Here is a 16368-nt window from a genome sequence, read left to right as displayed (position 1 = left end):
CCTCATTGCGTCATCACCCAGCGGCGCTTCACGAGGACCTCGTCGACTCTCGAATCGAGCCGGTCGGCCGCCTGCTCGGTCGTGAACCGGCCCCGAGCGGCAAGCTCCCCCTCCTCGAAGATCATCGTGGCGATCCGTTCCCATTCCGGGATCCGCGGAAGCGCCACGGTGTTCTCGAGCTGAGTCCGGAACGCCTGAATCTCCTGATCTTCCGCGAGGACCGGAACATCCCACGCGGACTTTCGCGCGGGAAGATCTCCGGTGAGCTTGTAGAAGCGCGCCTGCTGCGCCGGTTCGGAGAGAAACTCGATGAATTTCCACGCCGCGTCGGGGTTCTCCGAGCCCCGGAACAATACGAGACTCGACCCCCCGGCCAGAGACGCGCCGGGGTACGGCTCGCCGTCGGGGGCGGGCATCGGCGCCGTCGTCCAGCTCGACTGGAGGTGCTCCGGAAGACGGCGCCGCAGCTCGCCGACGTTCCACGGGCCCGTGATGAACATCGCGAACTCTCCTTCGCCGAACTGCTGGTAGAGATTCGCGATCTGGCTGCCGCTGATCACCGGGGCGTGTCCCCGTCGGAAGAACTCGAGGTAAAAATCGAAGGCCTCGAGGAAGCGAGGATCATGAAACTGCGCGTTCGCGTCTTCGCTGACGAACGGGGCTTCGGTCTGGAGCGCCAGGACGACCGGCTGCGGCCACTCGTTGGTCGGAAGGAGCAGCGGATAAAAGCTCTCGCGATCGCTGTTCGCTTTCAGCCGCTCGCACATTCGCATCCACTCGCTCCACGTCCGCGGGGGATGATCGAATCCCGCTTCCTGCAGAATGTCCTTTCGGTAGAAGAGAACGCGCGTGTCGACGTACCACGGGATGCCGAACGGATCGTTCCCGATCAGATTCGTGTCCCAGATTCCCTGAAAATAATCGGATTGGACGACGATGTCCGAGGCATCCATGCGGGAGGAGAGATTCTCGAGAGCTCCGACCAGATGGAACTCGGGAATCCAGGTGTTGCCCATCTGGGCGAGGTCGGGAAGCGACTCTCCGACGTGGGCGGTGAGAAGTTTCTCGTGCGCCGCGGTCCACGGGATCTGCTGGACTTCGACGCGAATGCCGGGGTTCAGCCGCTCGAACTCCGGCACGAGCTCGGCGACGACTTCTCCTTCACGGCCGAGCCCCCAGAACTCGATCACCGTGACGTCCGCACCGCTCCTGAACGAGCACGATGCGATCCCCGCGAGGAGCCCGCCGAAAAGCACGAGCGCCGCCCCGAGTCGCGGAACGATCCGCATGCGCTGCCGCGCCGTCATTCGGTCTCGTCGAGCCATCCGCCCGAGAAGCCCGCCCGCTTCAGTCCACGAACGAGGTGCGGGTTCTTCTTCATGACCTCCCAGACGAGTCCCGTTCGGTAATTCTCGATCATCAGAACGATCGGACCCTGGTCGATCCCGAGATAGTCACCGTCGACCCACCCGAGCTCCGGATCGATCCTTCCATGCTTCAGCTCGAACGACGGATTGCTGGTGATCGTCGGATTGAACGAATCGAGGAAGCCATACTTCTGGTACAGAATTCGTCCGTAACGACGGTTCATCGCCTCGATGGCGGGTATGACGACCTCCGGCGCGAATGGGATCGACGCCGCGGCCGCGGTCGGAGCGATCGTTCCGTCGTCGCGAATCTCGGTCGCCGCCGCCCCTCGCGCGTGATAGGACCAGAACTGACGCGTCTCGCCGTTGACGACCATCTGCCCGTCACCCGGGCCATCACACGCGGTCAGCCCCCAGATCTCGGAGTCGTATCCGCGCCACCCCACCGGATTGTCGATCGCATACTCGCGCTGCGAGAGGACCGCGCGGCGGGAGTTCTCGAACAGATCGATCCCCTTTTCGCGCAGATACTCGTCCTGGATTCCGCGAAAATCGACGAAGATGTGCGAGTACTGGTGGCCGAAGAGCGGAGCGAAATTGAAATGCTCGTATCCGTAGAAGTCGCGCCACTGGTACGTGCTCGCCCACGCGTCCCACGCCTCGGGATCGACCGGATGGGTCGGCGATCCGAGCGCGAGAAAATAGAGGACAGCCGCCTCGTTCAATCCGCGCCAGTCCGCCCGGCCAAACCCTCGCTCCGGCCGCCACGCCATCGACACGAGCGGAGGCCGCGTCAGGAAGTACGTCCAGTCCGCCCGGAGATAGAGATCCTCGGCCAGCTGGCGGATCCGGGCTTCGTCCGGATGATTCTGGTCGAAGTAGCTCTGCGAGAAGAGGACGCCGGCGAGCAAAAGCGTCGTATCGATGCTCGAGAGCTCGGTGTCCGCGAATCGCTCCCCGGTATCCATGTCGAGAAAGTGGTAGTAGAAACCCTGATAGCCGGTGTTGCCCCTCGCCTCCGGGCCCATCCGCGCATTCATGAAGAACTCGAGTGTCGTGAGGACCCGCTCGCGCGCCTGCTCGCGGCTGATCCATCCCCGCTCGACTCCTACCGCATAGACCGGCAGCGCGAATCCCACTGCTGCGATGCTCGAAAAGCTTTCCCGGGGCCAGCGATCGGGCGTGAGGCCGTTCTCTTCGTTGGTCAGATCCCAAAAGTAGCCGAATGACCGCTTCTGGAGATCGTTGACGAACGGGGTGATGGCCGTGGCGTCCGGCCGGCTGACCGCGCGCCTCCGGACTTGATCGTCTGTTCCCGATGCTTCGAGATCGCCCGCAGGCGGGCTCGTCTGGCAGCTCGCCAGAACCAGGATCAGAAGCGTCAGTGCCATCCGGCGTCTTGCAGCTTTCCTAACACCCGTAGCCTTGTTCGGGAACATCGTCACCTCCAGCATCGCAAACCGCAGGCAGCATTCATACAGAGGTTGTTCGTCAGAATGTCAGTACCGGTCGAGACCACCGGGGAGAGCGACGGCATGATCCGCCGCCCTCCGACCGGTGTTGAATCGATCAGAAGCCCAGTCTCACACCGACTTGGAAGCGCCGCTGTGATCCGCTGATGATCGCGTTCGGCTCTCCGAAACGCGGATTCCCCTGCGGCGGGATGAACGACTCGTACGCGGTGAACCGGTCCTCTCCGAACACGTTGAAAGCCTCGAGGATGATGCCGATACTGCTCGATCCTGCGATCACGAAATCCTTCTCGGCGCGCAGATCGACCGTCGTGTAGCTTCGGCCCTCGCCCTCTCCCCACCGGATCACGAACTCGTTCGGTCCGAACCCTCGGGATGCATCGAAGACGTTGAACGCGTCACCAGACCCGTACTGGATGATCGTACCGAGACGGATGTCGTATGGAATCCCGACGAGTCCGCTTGCAACGAGAACGTGCTCGCGCGAACCCGGGACACTGTAACGCGGATAGTCCTCCACAGTCGGAGCGTCCAGGCTGAAGAGGTCTCCACCGATCTGCTCGGCATCACTCCAGGTGTACGCAACGTTGAATCCCCAGTTCGAGGCCGCAGTGAAGGGCCGGTCGAGGGTCAGATATACCGCGTCGTACCACGTCCTCTTGTCGTCGGTCGAGATCAGCACGTTCGAGAACGGCCAGCTCGGGTCGACCGCGCAGCAAGTCCCATTCGGGTTCCGGCTGCCGAAGATGTACGACAATCCGTTGTAGCTTCGGATGTTCGCGTAGCTGAGCGAGGCCAGGAACTTGCCGAACTGCTGGCGCACGCCGATGTTCCACTGGTCCGAGTACGGTGTCTCCGTATCGTTCTCGATGAGGAACGCTTCCGGCTTGCCGGTCACGCCCGCGGCGATGACTTCCTGCAATCCCTCTTCGGTGAAGTAACGGTCGTCCCATTGGACCGTTTGGAAGCCGTCTCGCGGCTGGCCATCCTCCGAAAATCGGAAGCGCCCCTGCCTGTACTGCTGACGGAACCGAACGTCGAGGATGTCGTTGAACAGCACACGGTCGTAGTAACGACCCGCCCCACCGAAGAGCACGGTGCTCCCGTCGTCGAAGAGGTTGTACGCCAGACCCAGGCGAGGCGCGAACAGATCATTCGGCGTCTCGCGCTGGGTGCCGTCCGTGAAGTACCGGGCGGGGAGAATGTCCTCGAACGTCTCTCGGATGTTGGCCGGCGTCACGTAATCGGGATCGAGCATGTTCGTCTCGTAGTCCCATCGAATCCCGAGGTTCACCATCAGCCGGTCGTTGACTGCCCACTCGTCCTGGACGTAAACGCCGAACTGCTCGTTGTCCGCCGAAAGGTCGGGATCGCCGAGGCCGTACTCCGCCTCGATCGGAAACTCGGTGCTGACGTCGGGATTGAAGATGAAGATCGGATTTCCGAAAAAGTCCTTTCGGACGTTGTACTCGAGAAGCTCGGCGATCGCGCCGACTTTGAACATATGCCAGCCCGCCATCTCGAATCCCGTGAAGCTGAGGTCGTCGCGGAAGGAAAGGCGCTGCTGGCCGATATCCTGTTCGCCACCGCGCCCTCCGACCCAGCCGAAGCCGAAGTAAAGACGGGACGGCTCCTCGGTCACCGGGGTCGGACTCCAGGCGTAGTCGTTGTAGCTGAGCGACGCTTCGTTCAGCCAGGTCTCGGCGGTCAACTGGTGACGAAGCGTCGTGCCCCAGACCTCCTGAAGCACGTTCTCTCCCGCCGTGAACGCCCGGTCTCCTCCGAAGCTTCGGATGTCCGACTCGTCACGGTACATCGCACTCCAGTCGAAGATCTGGCTCGAGCTCGGCTGAAAACTCAGTTTCCCGAACGCGAGGTCTTCCCTGAACGGCTGCGTGAACGTTCCCTCCAGGTGGAGGAACTCCTGTGCGAACGGACGGGTGCGATTCGGTCCGAAGGTCACTCGCTCCTGTCGGTCCTGATCGTTTGCTTCGTAGGAGATGAAGAAGTGCATCTTGTCCTGTACGATCGGTCCCCCCAGACTCATCCCCCATTGCATGCGCTCATACTCCGGCTTCGGCTGATTCCGCGCTTCGGAGAACGGGTCGTCGTCGACGAGATCCTTGTCCTGGTAATAGGCGAACACATTGCCCCTGAGCTGGTTCGAGCCCGACTTCGTGACTGCCGTAATGATCGCGCTCGAAGCCTTCTGGTACTCCGCGCTGTAGTTCTGGGTGATGACGCGGAACTCCTGCACGGCATTCTGAGGGAACGGATTCCCGCGGCTCGAGTCCTGTCCGATCACGCCGCCCTGGATGACGTCGTTTTTGAGACTGACTCCGTCGATGTAGACATTGGTCGCCGCCGCCGTCTGTGCGCCACCACGAACCTGTTTGTTCTGCGGATCGGAGCTGAGGGTCACACCCGGCGCGAGGACCGCAAAGTTCAGGAAATTGCGATCGTTCTGCGGAAGCGATTCGATCTGCTCACGCGTGACATTCGTCGTGACCTCGGTCGCGTCCATATCGACCGGAATGCCCGCGACGACCGTGATCTCCTCGGCCAGAACAGTCGATGGTGTGAGAACCAGATCGAGAGTCAGCGTCTGGCCTACCAGCAGCGTCAGTTCCCTCTGGTACGTCTGGAACGCCGGCGACGCGACCAGCACTGTGTAATCGCCGGGGATCAGACCCGGCACCGTAAAGGTCCCGTCGCCGCGGGTCCTGACCGTCTGGACGAATCCGGTGTTGACATTGACGGCGTTCACCTCCGCCGACCCGACGGCGTTGCCCTGCATATCGACCACCGAGCCCCGAATCCTCGAGGTCGTGGTTTGTCCCATCGCCGGCACCGCGAACATCGCGATGAGGAACAACGTCAGCGACCACGCAAAGATCCCTGGCCTTTTTCGTATCTCACTCATTCTGCTCTCCTCTTCGTTACTGGTTTTCGTTTCTGGTTGACTTTCAGGCGGGGATCGACAGCACCCCCGCACGATTCCCTGATCACGAGTCTTGTCGAGACCGTTTCGCTGCGAAGAGCTCTCTCGTCGCCCGAGAGAACGTCCTGGAGAAGATTGAAGGCACGCCGGCCGAACTCCGAGATCTCGACCCCGACGGTCGTCAGAGGAGGGGCCATGAATCGTGCGATCGGGATGTCGTCGAATCCCGCGACCGCCATCGCGCCTGGAACGTCGATTCCCTGCTCGCGCAGAGCACCGAGCGCTCCGACCGCCATCGCGTCATTGGCCGCGAAGATCGCCGTCGGCCTCGGGTCGAGCGCGAGCGCGACGCCTGCTGCCGCGAATCCCCCCTCTTCGGTGAAATCCCCGGCGAGCTCGAGATCCTCGTCCCGATCACCCGTCCGCCGCATCTCCGTGCGGTAACCCTGCAGACGCTCCCACGCATCGGCGTTCGCCTCCGGACCGCGAATGAACGCAATCCGTTTGTGTCCCAGCGAGACGAGATGCCTCACCATCGCACGACTTCCTCCCTTGTTGTCGACGCTGATCGACGGAATCGAGTCGGCGTGGCAATTCAGAAGAACCGCCGGAACTCCCCGCGGGAGATGAATCCGCACCGCCTCCGCATCGCGGTCGGGGGCCATCACGATGATGCCGTCGACTCGACCTCTCGTCGCTCCCAGCACGGCTGACATCTCGGTCCAGTCGCTGTGGGAACCAGACACGAGGAGGTGATAGCCGGTTCGCCTCGCCGCCGAATCGATTCCTCGAATCACCTCGGAGAAGAACTCGCCGTGGAGGTCGGGGAGGAGCACGCCGACCGTACTGGTCCGGCGAGTCGAGAGACTCCGCGCACCGACGTGCGGGACGTAATCGAGCGCTTCGGTGGCTTCGAGCACACGCTGGGCTGTTTCACCACGTACCTGTGAGGTGGAGTTGAGAACCCGGGAGACGGTTGCGACCGAGACGCCGGCCCGCTCCGCGACGTCTCGGATGGTCGCGTTGCGCACGTTCGACTGAGGGGAGCGCTCTTGCTTGGTCTGGCTCATCGGTTGTAACCGGTTTCTGTAAGCGGTTACTGAAAACGTTTACATTGAGCCAACCTATCCCACATCTGAAATCCCTGTCAAGCCCTCACCACGACGAAAATCGCTCTCTTCACAGATGTCCGGGAAGACACTCAAAAAAACCGACAGAGCGAAGGCGTCTGGCTGCTGATGTCGTCGTCAGGGACGTGCCACCAGCGGAAACCGCTCCGGATGGTCGATGGACTCGACAGAGAGGTCGATATCCAGGCCAGGCCAGTAAAGATGCCCACTGCTCGGCGTTTCCACTTCCAGAATCCTGCTGACGGGAGCATCCCTGAACCACGGGAACTCCGTAAATGAAAGAAAAAGCTCTCGCTCGTCGAGCAGAAGCCAGATTCCGTTTGGCGAGATGTTAGTCACTTCTGCTCGAGAAGTGGCGGTTCCAGGCTGTGCGGATTTCATCCTCGTGCTCCTCGATCGCCCGTCGTACCTACTCTCGAAGGCTTTCAGATCAGGGCTCACGCCCCCGCGGCCGATTCCTTTTCCTTCTCGAGGTAGTCCTTGAACTGTTCCTTGTCGATCGCCTTGTCGTAGGCGGCGCGCGCCGACACGCGACCCTCCTCGAGGTGCTTCATGATCGAGCCGTCCATGTCGATCATCCCCTCCTTCGTCCCCATCTGAATCAGCGAGGTGATCTGCGAGGTCTTCCCTTCGCGAATGATGTTCCCCAGCGCCGGGGAGCCGAAGAGGATCTCGAGCGAGGCCACCCGCCCGCCGCCCACCTTCGGCAGCAGCTGCTGCGCCACGACCGCCCGGATCGTCTCGCCGAGGACGTTGCGGATTCCCTCCTGCTCGCCCGAGGGAAAGACGCTGATGATTCGGTCCATCGTCTTTGCCGCGTTGTTCGTGTGAAGGGTCCCGAAGACGAGCGTCCCCTTCTCCGCGGCCGAGAGCGCCATCGAGATCGTCTCGAGATCGCGCATCTCGCCGACCAGGATCAGATCCGGATCTTCCCGCGCCGCAGCCCTCAGCGCCTCTGCGAAGCTCGTCGCGTGCGTCCCGATCTCGCGCTGGTGAATGAGACAGTTCTTCGCCGGATGGACGAACTCGATCGGGTCCTCGATCGTGATGATGTGAAGCGTCCGGGTCGAGTTGATGAGGTCGATGATCGCCGCGAGCGTGGTCGACTTGCCCGAGCCCGTAGGCCCCGTCACGAGAACGAGCCCGCTCCGCAGCTTCGCGATTCTCCTCACCTGCGCCGGCAGGCCGAGTTGATCGATCGTCATGATCTTCGACGGGATGATCCGGAACACCGCTCCGCTGCCGCGCTGCTGGCGGAAGACGTTCACGCGGTAGCGCGCGACCCCCGGCAGTTCGTACGAATAGTCGAGATCGCCGCTCTCCTCGAACTCCTTCCAGAGCCGGTCGGGGGTCACCGGGCGGACCATGTCGACGAAGTCCCCCTCGGTGAGGGTCCGGTACCGGATCGGCTCCATCGAGCCCGACACTCGCAGCATCGGCGGGCGGCCGACCGTCAGATGAAAGTCGGATGCGCCGCGGTCAGTCATCAGCTTGAGGAATCGGTCGATCTTCTGCGTCGGCTGGCTCATCTCACACCATCGTCAACGATTCGAGGAAGTCGGCGGAGACGAGCGGCTCGAAGTCTTCCTTCTTCTCGGCCGCGAGATACGCCGTCTCCGGCATGATCTCTCCCCGCTTGAGGAGATCCTTCAGCCCGTCGTCGAAGGTCTGCATCCCGCGAGAGCGGCCGATCTGCATCGCCGAATAGATCTGATACGTCTTTTCGTCGCGGATGAGATTGGCGATCGAGCCGTCGGCCTTGAGGATCTCGAAGCAGGCGACCTGACGGTGCTTCTGCTTCGACGGAAGCAGCCGCTGAGCCGTCACGTACTTGAGCGACTCCGACAGCGAGGTCCGGATCTGGGCCTGCTCGTCGACCGGGAAGCTCGAAATGATCCGGTCGATCGCCTTCGGGGCGCTCGTCGAATTGATCGTCCCGAGAACGATGTGTCCTGTCTCGGCGGCCGTCAGCGCCAGCTCGATCGTCTCGTTGTCGCGCATCTCGCCGATCACGATGACGTCGGGATCCTCGCGAAGGGCCGCCCGGAGTGCTCGCGCGAACGACGTCGTGTGCGTCCCGACCTCACGCTGGTTGACGAGACAGTTCCTGAAGGGATGGACGAACTCGACCGGGTCCTCGAGCGTCAGCACGTGATCATTGCGGGTCTCGTTGAAGAGATTGACGAGCGCCGCGAGCGTGGTCGACTTGCCCGACCCTGTCGGCCCGCAGATCAGCACCAGGCCCTGATGGTAACCCGCGATCTCCGCGAGGCGCGGCGGAAGCCCTATCTCCGCGATCGTCGGCGGCTTTTCCGGGATCACGCGAAAGACTGCGTTGTAGCCCTTCTGGTCGAGAAAGACGTTCGCCCGATACCGTCCCGCCTGCGGGATCCAGTAGCAGAAGTCGAGCTGCTTGGTCGCCTCGAGCCTCTGCCACTGATCCTCGCGAAGGATCTCCTTCAGCATTGCCTCGGTCTGCGGCGCGGTGAACGGGGCTCCCTGGGCGCGCAGGAGCTCCGAGGCGATCCGGACCATCGGCGGCTGTTCGACCGAAAGGTGGAAGTCCGACCCGCCCTGGTTTCGCGTCGCGACGAGCATCTGGTGGAGCTTCGGCTCGCTGGCCCCGATCGACGCCGTCAGCGCAGCCGCACGCAGCTCGCTCGCATCTGCCATCGGCTTCGCGTCGCGCGCAGCGATCTCCTCCGCGATGTCCACCGCACGCATCCGCACCGAGCGGTTCTCGTCGTTCCTGGCCGAGTTCCGGATCGCGTCAAGGAGCTTCGGATGATTGAAGTGTCTCAGCGCCTGCAGCACTTCTATCCGGACGTCGGGACTCGGATCACCAAGCAGCTTTCCGAGAGCCGGCAGCGCGCGGTTGTCCGCGATCGATCCGAGCGCCTCGACCGCGCTCCAGCGAACGTCCGGATCGTTGATGATCGCGAGAATCGGCTCGACTGCGCGCGGATCGCGTTGACGGCCGAGCGTTTCGACCGCGGAGATCCGAATCCACCAGTCCTCGTCGGAGAGAAGCCCGATCGCAGCCGGTACGATCCGCGGATCGTCGAAACTTCCCGCAAGCGCGAGCGCCGCGGATCGGATCTCCGAATCCTCGTCGGACAGAAGCTCGATGGCGGGCTCGAGCAGGTCGCCCTCGAACGCTTTCATCGAGTCGAGCGCGCGATCCCGCGCCCAGCCAGCGAGGGTCTTCGCGAACATGATGTAGCGCCGGATGAGCTCCTTCCGGTGGCTCATTCCGAGCAGGATCTTGAGGACCGCGGATCGGGTTGCCGGATCACCCGAGGCGATGAGCGGAATGATCCGGTCGGCGAACTCGGGGCCCTTTCCCTGCGAGGCGCGGGTCAGCGCCTCGACGAGCACCTGCTGGGTCGTGTACTCGGCCGTAGGCAGTTGGTTCACGAGGACGTCGACTGATTCGGCCGGAACGTCGCGTGCGAGCACCTCCAGCGCCTTGTTTCGAATGGTGCGGTCAGCGTCGGCCGCCAGCTTCTGCCATCTCGGCAGAGACTTGTCGCTTACCATCGTCGAGGCGAGACGCGCGACCGCCGGAGCCTTCTGCTCGGCTCTTCCCGAGGTCGCGATCTGCCAGAGGAGCTGCTCGATCTGGGGCGTGACCGGCGCCTCGAAGAGGATCTTCGTTGCCGTCGCCGCCTTCTGCTCGTCCTCGGAGCTCATCAGCTGGATCAGCCGCGCCTCCGCACCCGGAATCCCCAGCTGGAAGAGGACGGAAACGGCCGCCTTGAAAGCGGCTTCAGGCTTCCCGCTGCTCTCGGCGACGATGACGTCGACGGTCTCGGGAGCCTTGAGGCGCGCGAGGACGGCGACCGCGGCATCGCGCAGCGCGCGGTCTGGCCGGAAGAGCATCCAGACGATGTCGCGCGGCTTGATTCCGTCCAGCGCGGCAAGCCTCTGCAGCAGCTCGTCCCGCTCCTCGATGGTCTGATAGTCCTTCGCCGAAAGCCGTTTCAGGACGTCCTTGAGATCACTCTGGAAAATGGGAAGGGGCAAATCGATCCTCGAGTTTCGCGAAGCGCAAGTCTGTCGCGTCACCCGTTGCAACGTCAACTGATTTTCAGGAAGTGACGCAGCCCTCAGCCTCGAGGAGCACCGATCGGGCAGGAGTCGGGACCAGGGAAAAGGCGATGGCGGAACCGCGCGATCAGATCGTAGACCGCATCCCGCAACGGCCGCGGAACGATCCACATCAGCCATCCGACCATCTTCCAGACGCCTCCCAGACGTTTCAGCAGATGAATCACGGCAGCCGACCGGGTCAGAATCGTCCCGTCGCCCGTCTCGACGACGATGCTGTCGGGAAACGTCCGGTTCGTCCGGCCGGCGAGCTCTTCGAACTTCTCACTCTCGAGAGTGGCAAGATCGAACAGTCCGCGATCCTCCTTCCGCTTCAGCCAATTCACCGAGCGGTTGCACAACCCGCATCCTCCGTCGTAGTAGACGTGCACTGGTTCCATCTCGTCATTCGATAACCGGACGCCCGGGCCCGGGAATCCAGGTCCGGAAAACGCTACCTGCAGCGGATCTTGAGCGAGCTGATCCGATCATTCAGGCGATCGCTGTCGAGGTTGTCGATGTAACGACCGTAATCGTACTCGCGAACCTCGCCACGGAATCCGGCATGCTCGTACACCTGAACCACCGCGTCAGGGCCGACTCGAATGCTCGAGATCTTGTCGTTCCAGTTCCGACCGGCGAGATTGTCGACGTTGCTCATCTCGGTGGGACCCTGGATGCGGGTCCATGGCGTCTCGCGAACGAACTGCGCGTCCTCGTAGATCTCCACCCAGCACTGTTCCTGTCTTGCCGTTGCGTCGCTGTCGTCGTCGAAGAGCGATCCGCAGCCGGCAGCGATCAGCGCAATCGCGCTCGCCAGGACCATCAATATTTGCTTCATGGTGTCCTCCTCCCCGGATGCAAAGCAATTTCCGCGCGAGAGAGGAGAAGCCGCGGGCAGAAAGCGATCAGTGCTGCAGCCAGCCGGCGAGCTCGCGCCTTGCGATTGCGGCCATGGCGTCGATCCAGCGCGGTCGATCGTTGAGGCAGGCCACGAGGTGAAGCTCTCCTCCACCGGACCCTTCGAACTGCTCGCGACCAAGGTTTCCGATCTCGTCGATCGTCTCGAGACAGTCGGCGGTGAATCCGGGGCAGATCACCAGGACGCTTTCGACGCCGTCCCCTCCGAGCTTCATCAGCATCTGGTCCGTGTAGGGCTGCAGCCACGGCTCGCGGCCAAAGCGCGACTGGAAGGTCAGCAGATAGTCGCCGCTTCCCCACCCCATTTCCCGCGCAAGAGCCTCAGCCGTCGCGCGACAATGCTCCGCGTATGGATCTCCCAGATCCGCGTAACGCTGCGGAATGCTGTGAAACGAGACCATGATCTTCTCCGGCGGCGTGGCCATCGCGTCGAGCTTCTCCCTCAGCGATTCCGCCAGCGCTCCGATGTAAAGAGGATCGACGTAATACGGAGGGACGACTCGCAGCGTCGGAACGAATCGCTTCTTGCCAAGCTCGGCAAAGACCTCGTCGTAGGCCGACCCGGTCGAGGCAGCCGAATACTGCGGGTACATCGGAAAGAGGAGAATCTTTTGAGCGCCCCACTCGATCAGCCGGTCAATCGCGGAACCCGTCGACGGGTTTCCATAGCGCATCGCCACCTCCGTACGGATCTCGACTCCGCCGACCGACGATCGAAGCGTCTCCTCGAGCCCCTTCGACTGAGCTTCGGTGATCAGCAGCAGCGGAGACCCCTTCTCGGTCCAAACGTTCCGGTAGAGCGCCGCCGACTGTCTCGGTCGCGTCATCAGGACGACGCCGTTCAGGATCGGCCACCACAGGACCGGATTGGTGTCGACGACGCGCCGGTCGCTGAGAAACTGGCGGAGGTAGCGGCGAACCGCGGATGCGGTCGGGGCGTCGGGAGTACCGAGCTGCGCGACGAGAATACCGATCCGTTCCGGCATCACGCGCCCAAATCCCTCGAAAACCGAAAAAAATCCACCCGCCGGACAAAACCGTGACAAACCACCCGCCGATCCTTCTTATATTCGTCGCGTGGCGGAATCACTCGCGGTCGTAAACGGTCAGCCCGGACGCAACTTCGATGCGCAGCTCGAGCACGCGCTCGTCTGGAAAACCTGCCTCCGCGAGATCGCCATACTCGACTCGCACAAGCTGAACCGCGAGGACCTCCGGCCGGATGACGCCGTTTACGTTCGTCAGGACGGCTACCAGTTTCTCCTCGAAGTCATCTGCGGTCTTCACTCGCCGCTGGTCGGCGAGACCGAGGTGATGGGACAGTTCAGGAACTTCGCGGTTCATGCGGCGAACGGACCCGCCGCCCGCTGCACGGCGCCCTGGATGCAGCGCCTGATCGCGGACGCCAAGAAAGTTCGCACCAACCATCTGACTGGGCTCGGAGGGCGCTCCTACGGCCAGCTCGCTCAGCGTCACCTCGCCGGCTGCCCCACGATCGTCATTCTCGGAGCGGGATATCTCGTTCAGGAGACGATCCCCTCTCTCGTCGGTCACCGCGTCGAGATCTTCTGCCGCCGGCCCGAAGCCGCGGTCGAGCTCGTCGAGCGCCACCCGGAAGCCGCGGTTCACAGCATCGATGACACATTCGATGACGATCTCTCCGCTCCCGTCGGCCTCATCATCGCCGCGCCCATGACCGCGGGCGAGATCCGCAAGTGGATCGAGCGGACCGGCCATCGTTTCCACACGATCGTCGATCTCCGCGGTGAGGGACGCACCGACACGCTGACCGTTGCCGGCCCCAGGATCGTCCACTTCTCCGAGATCCTCGAGAGCCTCGAGGCGAACCGGAGATCGGCGGACGAGCAGGTCGAAAAGGCTCGTGCGGAGATCCGAGCCCGCGCCGCCGATTTCTGGCAGCGCTACGAGGTCCGTCCCTTCGGCTGGGAGGATCTGTGCGCCTGAGAGTCTCCGGGCGCTCGAGCGACTTATCCAGAATCCAAATTCACCAGGTCGCCGCCGCCTTCCGTTCAGCCGTTCCGGACATCGAGATCATCCCGCACTTTCGCGAATCTCTCGGCGACAAAAATCAGCAGGATCCCCTCTGGGCGATGCCGGAGAAAGGGGTGTTCACCGAGGACTTCGTCGAGGACCTGCGATCGGGGAAGACTGACCTCGTGGTTCACTCGTGGAAGGATCTTCCGACCGAGCCGCGCGAAGGAACCGAAGTCGCCGGAACGCTGCCGCGCGCCGACACGCGTGACGTTCTTCTGATGCGGCGGGATCGATGGGAGAGAGCAGAGCCGGGAGCACGAATCACGCTTCTGAGCTCTTCACCGCGGCGGGCTCACAATCTCGAATCGTTCCTGGCGTGGGCGCTCCCCGTCACCGGGCTGAAGATCGAGTTCGTTCCGATTCGCGGCAATGTTCCAACCCGAGTTCGCAAGCTCGTCGAAGGGGAGCAGGACGGGCTCGTCGTTGCGAAGGCGGCGCTCGATCGCCTCCTCGGATCGACCGCCGGCGAATTCGCGGCGACGCGCGAGGAAGTTCGCCGCAATCTCGAGCTCTGTCACTGGATGGTGCTTCCAATCAGCGACAACCCCACGGGCGCTGCGCAGGGCGCGCTGGCGATGGAGATCGCTCCGCAAGAGAATCCGGAGCTCGCGCGGCTCGTCGGATCACTCAACGACCGAACGACGTTCAGTAACGCCGAGCGCGAACGACAGATCCTCCGCTCCTACGGCGGCGGTTGTCACCAGAAGATCGGTGTCACGGTACTCACGAGGCCATACGGTACGATCATCAGTCTGCGCGGCCGGACCGACGCCGGCGAAACACTCGACCGGTTCGAGCTGGAGCGGGAGCGGCGGACACCCCGAACGAGCCGCAACCGGATCTGGCCCGTCGAGCGTGGCGCGAACCGGATGCTGCGTGAGCCCCTCGACGTCGCGCAGCCCGACGACGACGCCGGCTACTGGGTCGCACGCGCGGACGCGCTCCCGAAGTCCTGGAGAGTCTCGTCGTCCCGCCCGGTCTGGACCGCGGGACTCCAAACCTGGCGGAGTCTCGCCCGGCGCGGAGTCTGGGTCAACGGCTCCGCCGAAGGCCTCGGTGAGGACGAAAATCCGGGCACCGAGATCATCGCCAGTCGATCGATTCGCTGGATCAAGCTCACACACGATCGCGCCGAGGCGGAGCGGCGGCTCGAGCGGCTGGCGACCTACCGGCTGATTTCCTCCGGCGACGAACAACCCGATCTCAGTCAGTACACCCATTTCTTCTGGACCAGCGGCAGTCGCTTTCTCGACGCCGTCGAGCGCCAGCCGGAGATCGCGGATCGATGGCACGGCTGCGGACCGGGAAACACGTACGGAATCGTTCGCGACAGGCTGGGGAGCGACGCGAGAATCGACATCTGGCTGAGCCACGATGAATGGCTCAAGGATGTAACGGAATGAGCGAGATCGAACGCCTGATGCGGCTGCGGAAAACGCAGCAGCTTCGCGACCTCTGCGACGAGGTGGAGCTGACGACGAGTCATCTGATCCAGCCGCTCTTCGTCGTCGACGGTGTGAAGGGAGAGCAGCCGATCACCGGCCTGACCGGAAACAACCGGATGGACATTGAGTCGGCGGTCCGCCAGGTCGGTTCCGACATCGAGAACGGCGTCCGCCACTTCATCCTCTTTCCCGTTCCCCCGGGCAAAGGGACGAAGAACTTCGATCACGACTTCACCTCCGGTGTCATCTCCTCTCTTCGGAAGGCGCACGGCAGGGCATTCACTCTCTGGGTCGATACGTGCCTCTGTTCCTCGACCGAGCATGGACACTGCTGCGTCTTCGGGGACGACGACGAGATCGATCTCGACGCGACGCTGGAGGAGCTCAGCCGATCTGCCCTCGCGTTCGCCGATGCCGGCGCAGACGGTGTCAGTCCGAGCGACATGATGGATGGACGCACAGGAGCGATCCGGCAGGCTCTCGACGAGGCCGGACACGAGATGATTCCGATCATGAGCTACTCGACGAAGTTCGCCAGCAGCTTCTACGGGCCGTTTCGCGAGGCTGCCGATTCCGCGCCGCAGTTCGGCGATCGAAAGGCTTACCAGATCGACCCGCGAAACCGCTCCGACGCCATCCGGGCGAGCGTCCGATGCGCGGAGGAAGGAGCCGATCTGCTGATGGTGAAGCCGGGCATGACCTCGATCGATCTCATCCTGCCGATCCGGGAACTGACCGACCGGCCCGTCGGCGCCTATCAGGTCAGTGGCGAGTACGCCGGCCTGGCTCTGCTGGCGGAAAAGGGATTGACCGACCTCGATCGTGCGCTTCTCGAAACGTGGCATGTCTTCCGGCGCGCCGGCGCGCAGTACATCATCACCTACGGCGCCCGACGGGCAGCCGCGATCGGACTGAAAGTGCAAAACTGACCGACGCCCTGCAGGCCCG

The 16368-nt window shown here is 63.1% G+C and carries 13 protein-coding genes; 3 read left to right on the top strand and 10 right to left on the bottom strand.

From position 1 onward, the window contains the following. Nucleotides 1–2 precede the first annotated feature (2 nt). The 10 genes from KY459_01250 to hemH all read right to left on the bottom strand — a co-directional run bounded on the left by KY459_01250 (nucleotide 3) and on the right by hemH (nucleotide 12906). Nucleotides 3–1289: a sugar ABC transporter substrate-binding protein gene (locus tag KY459_01250; protein MBW3563336.1), complete on the bottom strand. Its 1287-nt coding sequence runs from the start codon at nucleotides 1287–1289 to the stop codon at nucleotides 3–5. A gap of 14 nt (nucleotides 1290–1303) precedes the next feature. After that, nucleotides 1304–2758, bottom strand: coding sequence for a Tat pathway signal protein (locus KY459_01245; GenBank protein ID MBW3563335.1), 1455 nt, complete (start codon nucleotides 2756–2758; stop codon nucleotides 1304–1306). A 178-nt stretch (nucleotides 2759–2936) separates the two neighbouring features. Continuing rightward, the gene (locus KY459_01240; GenBank protein MBW3563334.1) at nucleotides 2937–5762 is read right to left on the bottom strand and encodes a TonB-dependent receptor; all 2826 of its coding nucleotides are present in this window, start codon (nucleotides 5760–5762) and stop codon (nucleotides 2937–2939) included. Beyond that, on the bottom strand, nucleotides 5759–6811 hold the full coding sequence (locus KY459_01235) for a LacI family transcriptional regulator (protein MBW3563333.1): 1053 nt from the start codon (nucleotides 6809–6811) through the stop codon (nucleotides 5759–5761). The genes KY459_01240 and KY459_01235 overlap by 4 nt, the downstream gene beginning before the upstream one ends. A gap of 216 nt (nucleotides 6812–7027) precedes the next feature. Next, the gene (locus tag KY459_01230; GenBank protein ID MBW3563332.1) at nucleotides 7028–7291 is read right to left on the bottom strand and encodes a DUF2442 domain-containing protein; all 264 of its coding nucleotides are present in this window, start codon (nucleotides 7289–7291) and stop codon (nucleotides 7028–7030) included. A 56-nt stretch (nucleotides 7292–7347) separates the two neighbouring features. Next, nucleotides 7348–8439 (bottom strand): type IV pilus twitching motility protein PilT, encoded by a 1092-nt coding sequence (locus tag KY459_01225; GenBank protein ID MBW3563331.1) that lies wholly within the window; start codon nucleotides 8437–8439, stop codon nucleotides 7348–7350. Nucleotide 8440: 1 nt separating this feature from the next. Next, nucleotides 8441–10936, bottom strand: coding sequence for a PilT/PilU family type 4a pilus ATPase (locus KY459_01220; protein ID MBW3563330.1), 2496 nt, complete (start codon nucleotides 10934–10936; stop codon nucleotides 8441–8443). Nucleotides 10937–11019: 83 nt separating this feature from the next. Then, entirely contained in the window at nucleotides 11020–11400 is a 381-nt protein-coding gene (locus KY459_01215; protein ID MBW3563329.1) for a DUF393 domain-containing protein, read from the bottom strand. Nucleotides 11401–11453: 53 nt separating this feature from the next. Further along, nucleotides 11454–11840 (bottom strand): hypothetical protein, encoded by a 387-nt coding sequence (locus KY459_01210; GenBank protein MBW3563328.1) that lies wholly within the window; start codon nucleotides 11838–11840, stop codon nucleotides 11454–11456. Between the two features lie 67 nt (nucleotides 11841–11907). After that, a complete protein-coding gene (hemH, locus tag KY459_01205) occupies nucleotides 11908–12906 on the bottom strand; it encodes a ferrochelatase (protein MBW3563327.1) in 999 nt (332 codons plus the stop codon). 91 nt (nucleotides 12907–12997) lie between these two features. On the opposite strand from hemH, the gene KY459_01200 reads away from it, so the two are divergent. Genes KY459_01200 through hemB form a run of 3 tightly spaced genes read left to right on the top strand, consistent with a single transcriptional unit; the run spans nucleotide 12998 to nucleotide 16349 of the window. Continuing rightward, complete coding sequence (locus KY459_01200; protein ID MBW3563326.1) at nucleotides 12998–13885, top strand: hypothetical protein; 888 nt, start codon at nucleotides 12998–13000, stop codon at nucleotides 13883–13885. Then, a complete protein-coding gene (locus tag KY459_01195) occupies nucleotides 13876–15378 on the top strand; it encodes a hydroxymethylbilane synthase (protein MBW3563325.1) in 1503 nt (500 codons plus the stop codon). The genes KY459_01200 and KY459_01195 overlap by 10 nt, the downstream gene beginning before the upstream one ends. After that, nucleotides 15375–16349: a porphobilinogen synthase gene (gene hemB, locus KY459_01190; protein MBW3563324.1), complete on the top strand. Its 975-nt coding sequence runs from the start codon at nucleotides 15375–15377 to the stop codon at nucleotides 16347–16349. The genes KY459_01195 and hemB overlap by 4 nt, the downstream gene beginning before the upstream one ends. The last annotated feature ends 19 nt before the right edge of the window (nucleotides 16350–16368 follow it).

It is taken from the genome of Acidobacteriota bacterium, assembly GCA_019347945.1.
Classification (GTDB): domain Bacteria; phylum Acidobacteriota; class Thermoanaerobaculia; order Gp7-AA8; family JAHWKK01; genus JAHWKK01.
This window is presented reverse-complemented; position numbering and strand designations above follow the sequence as displayed.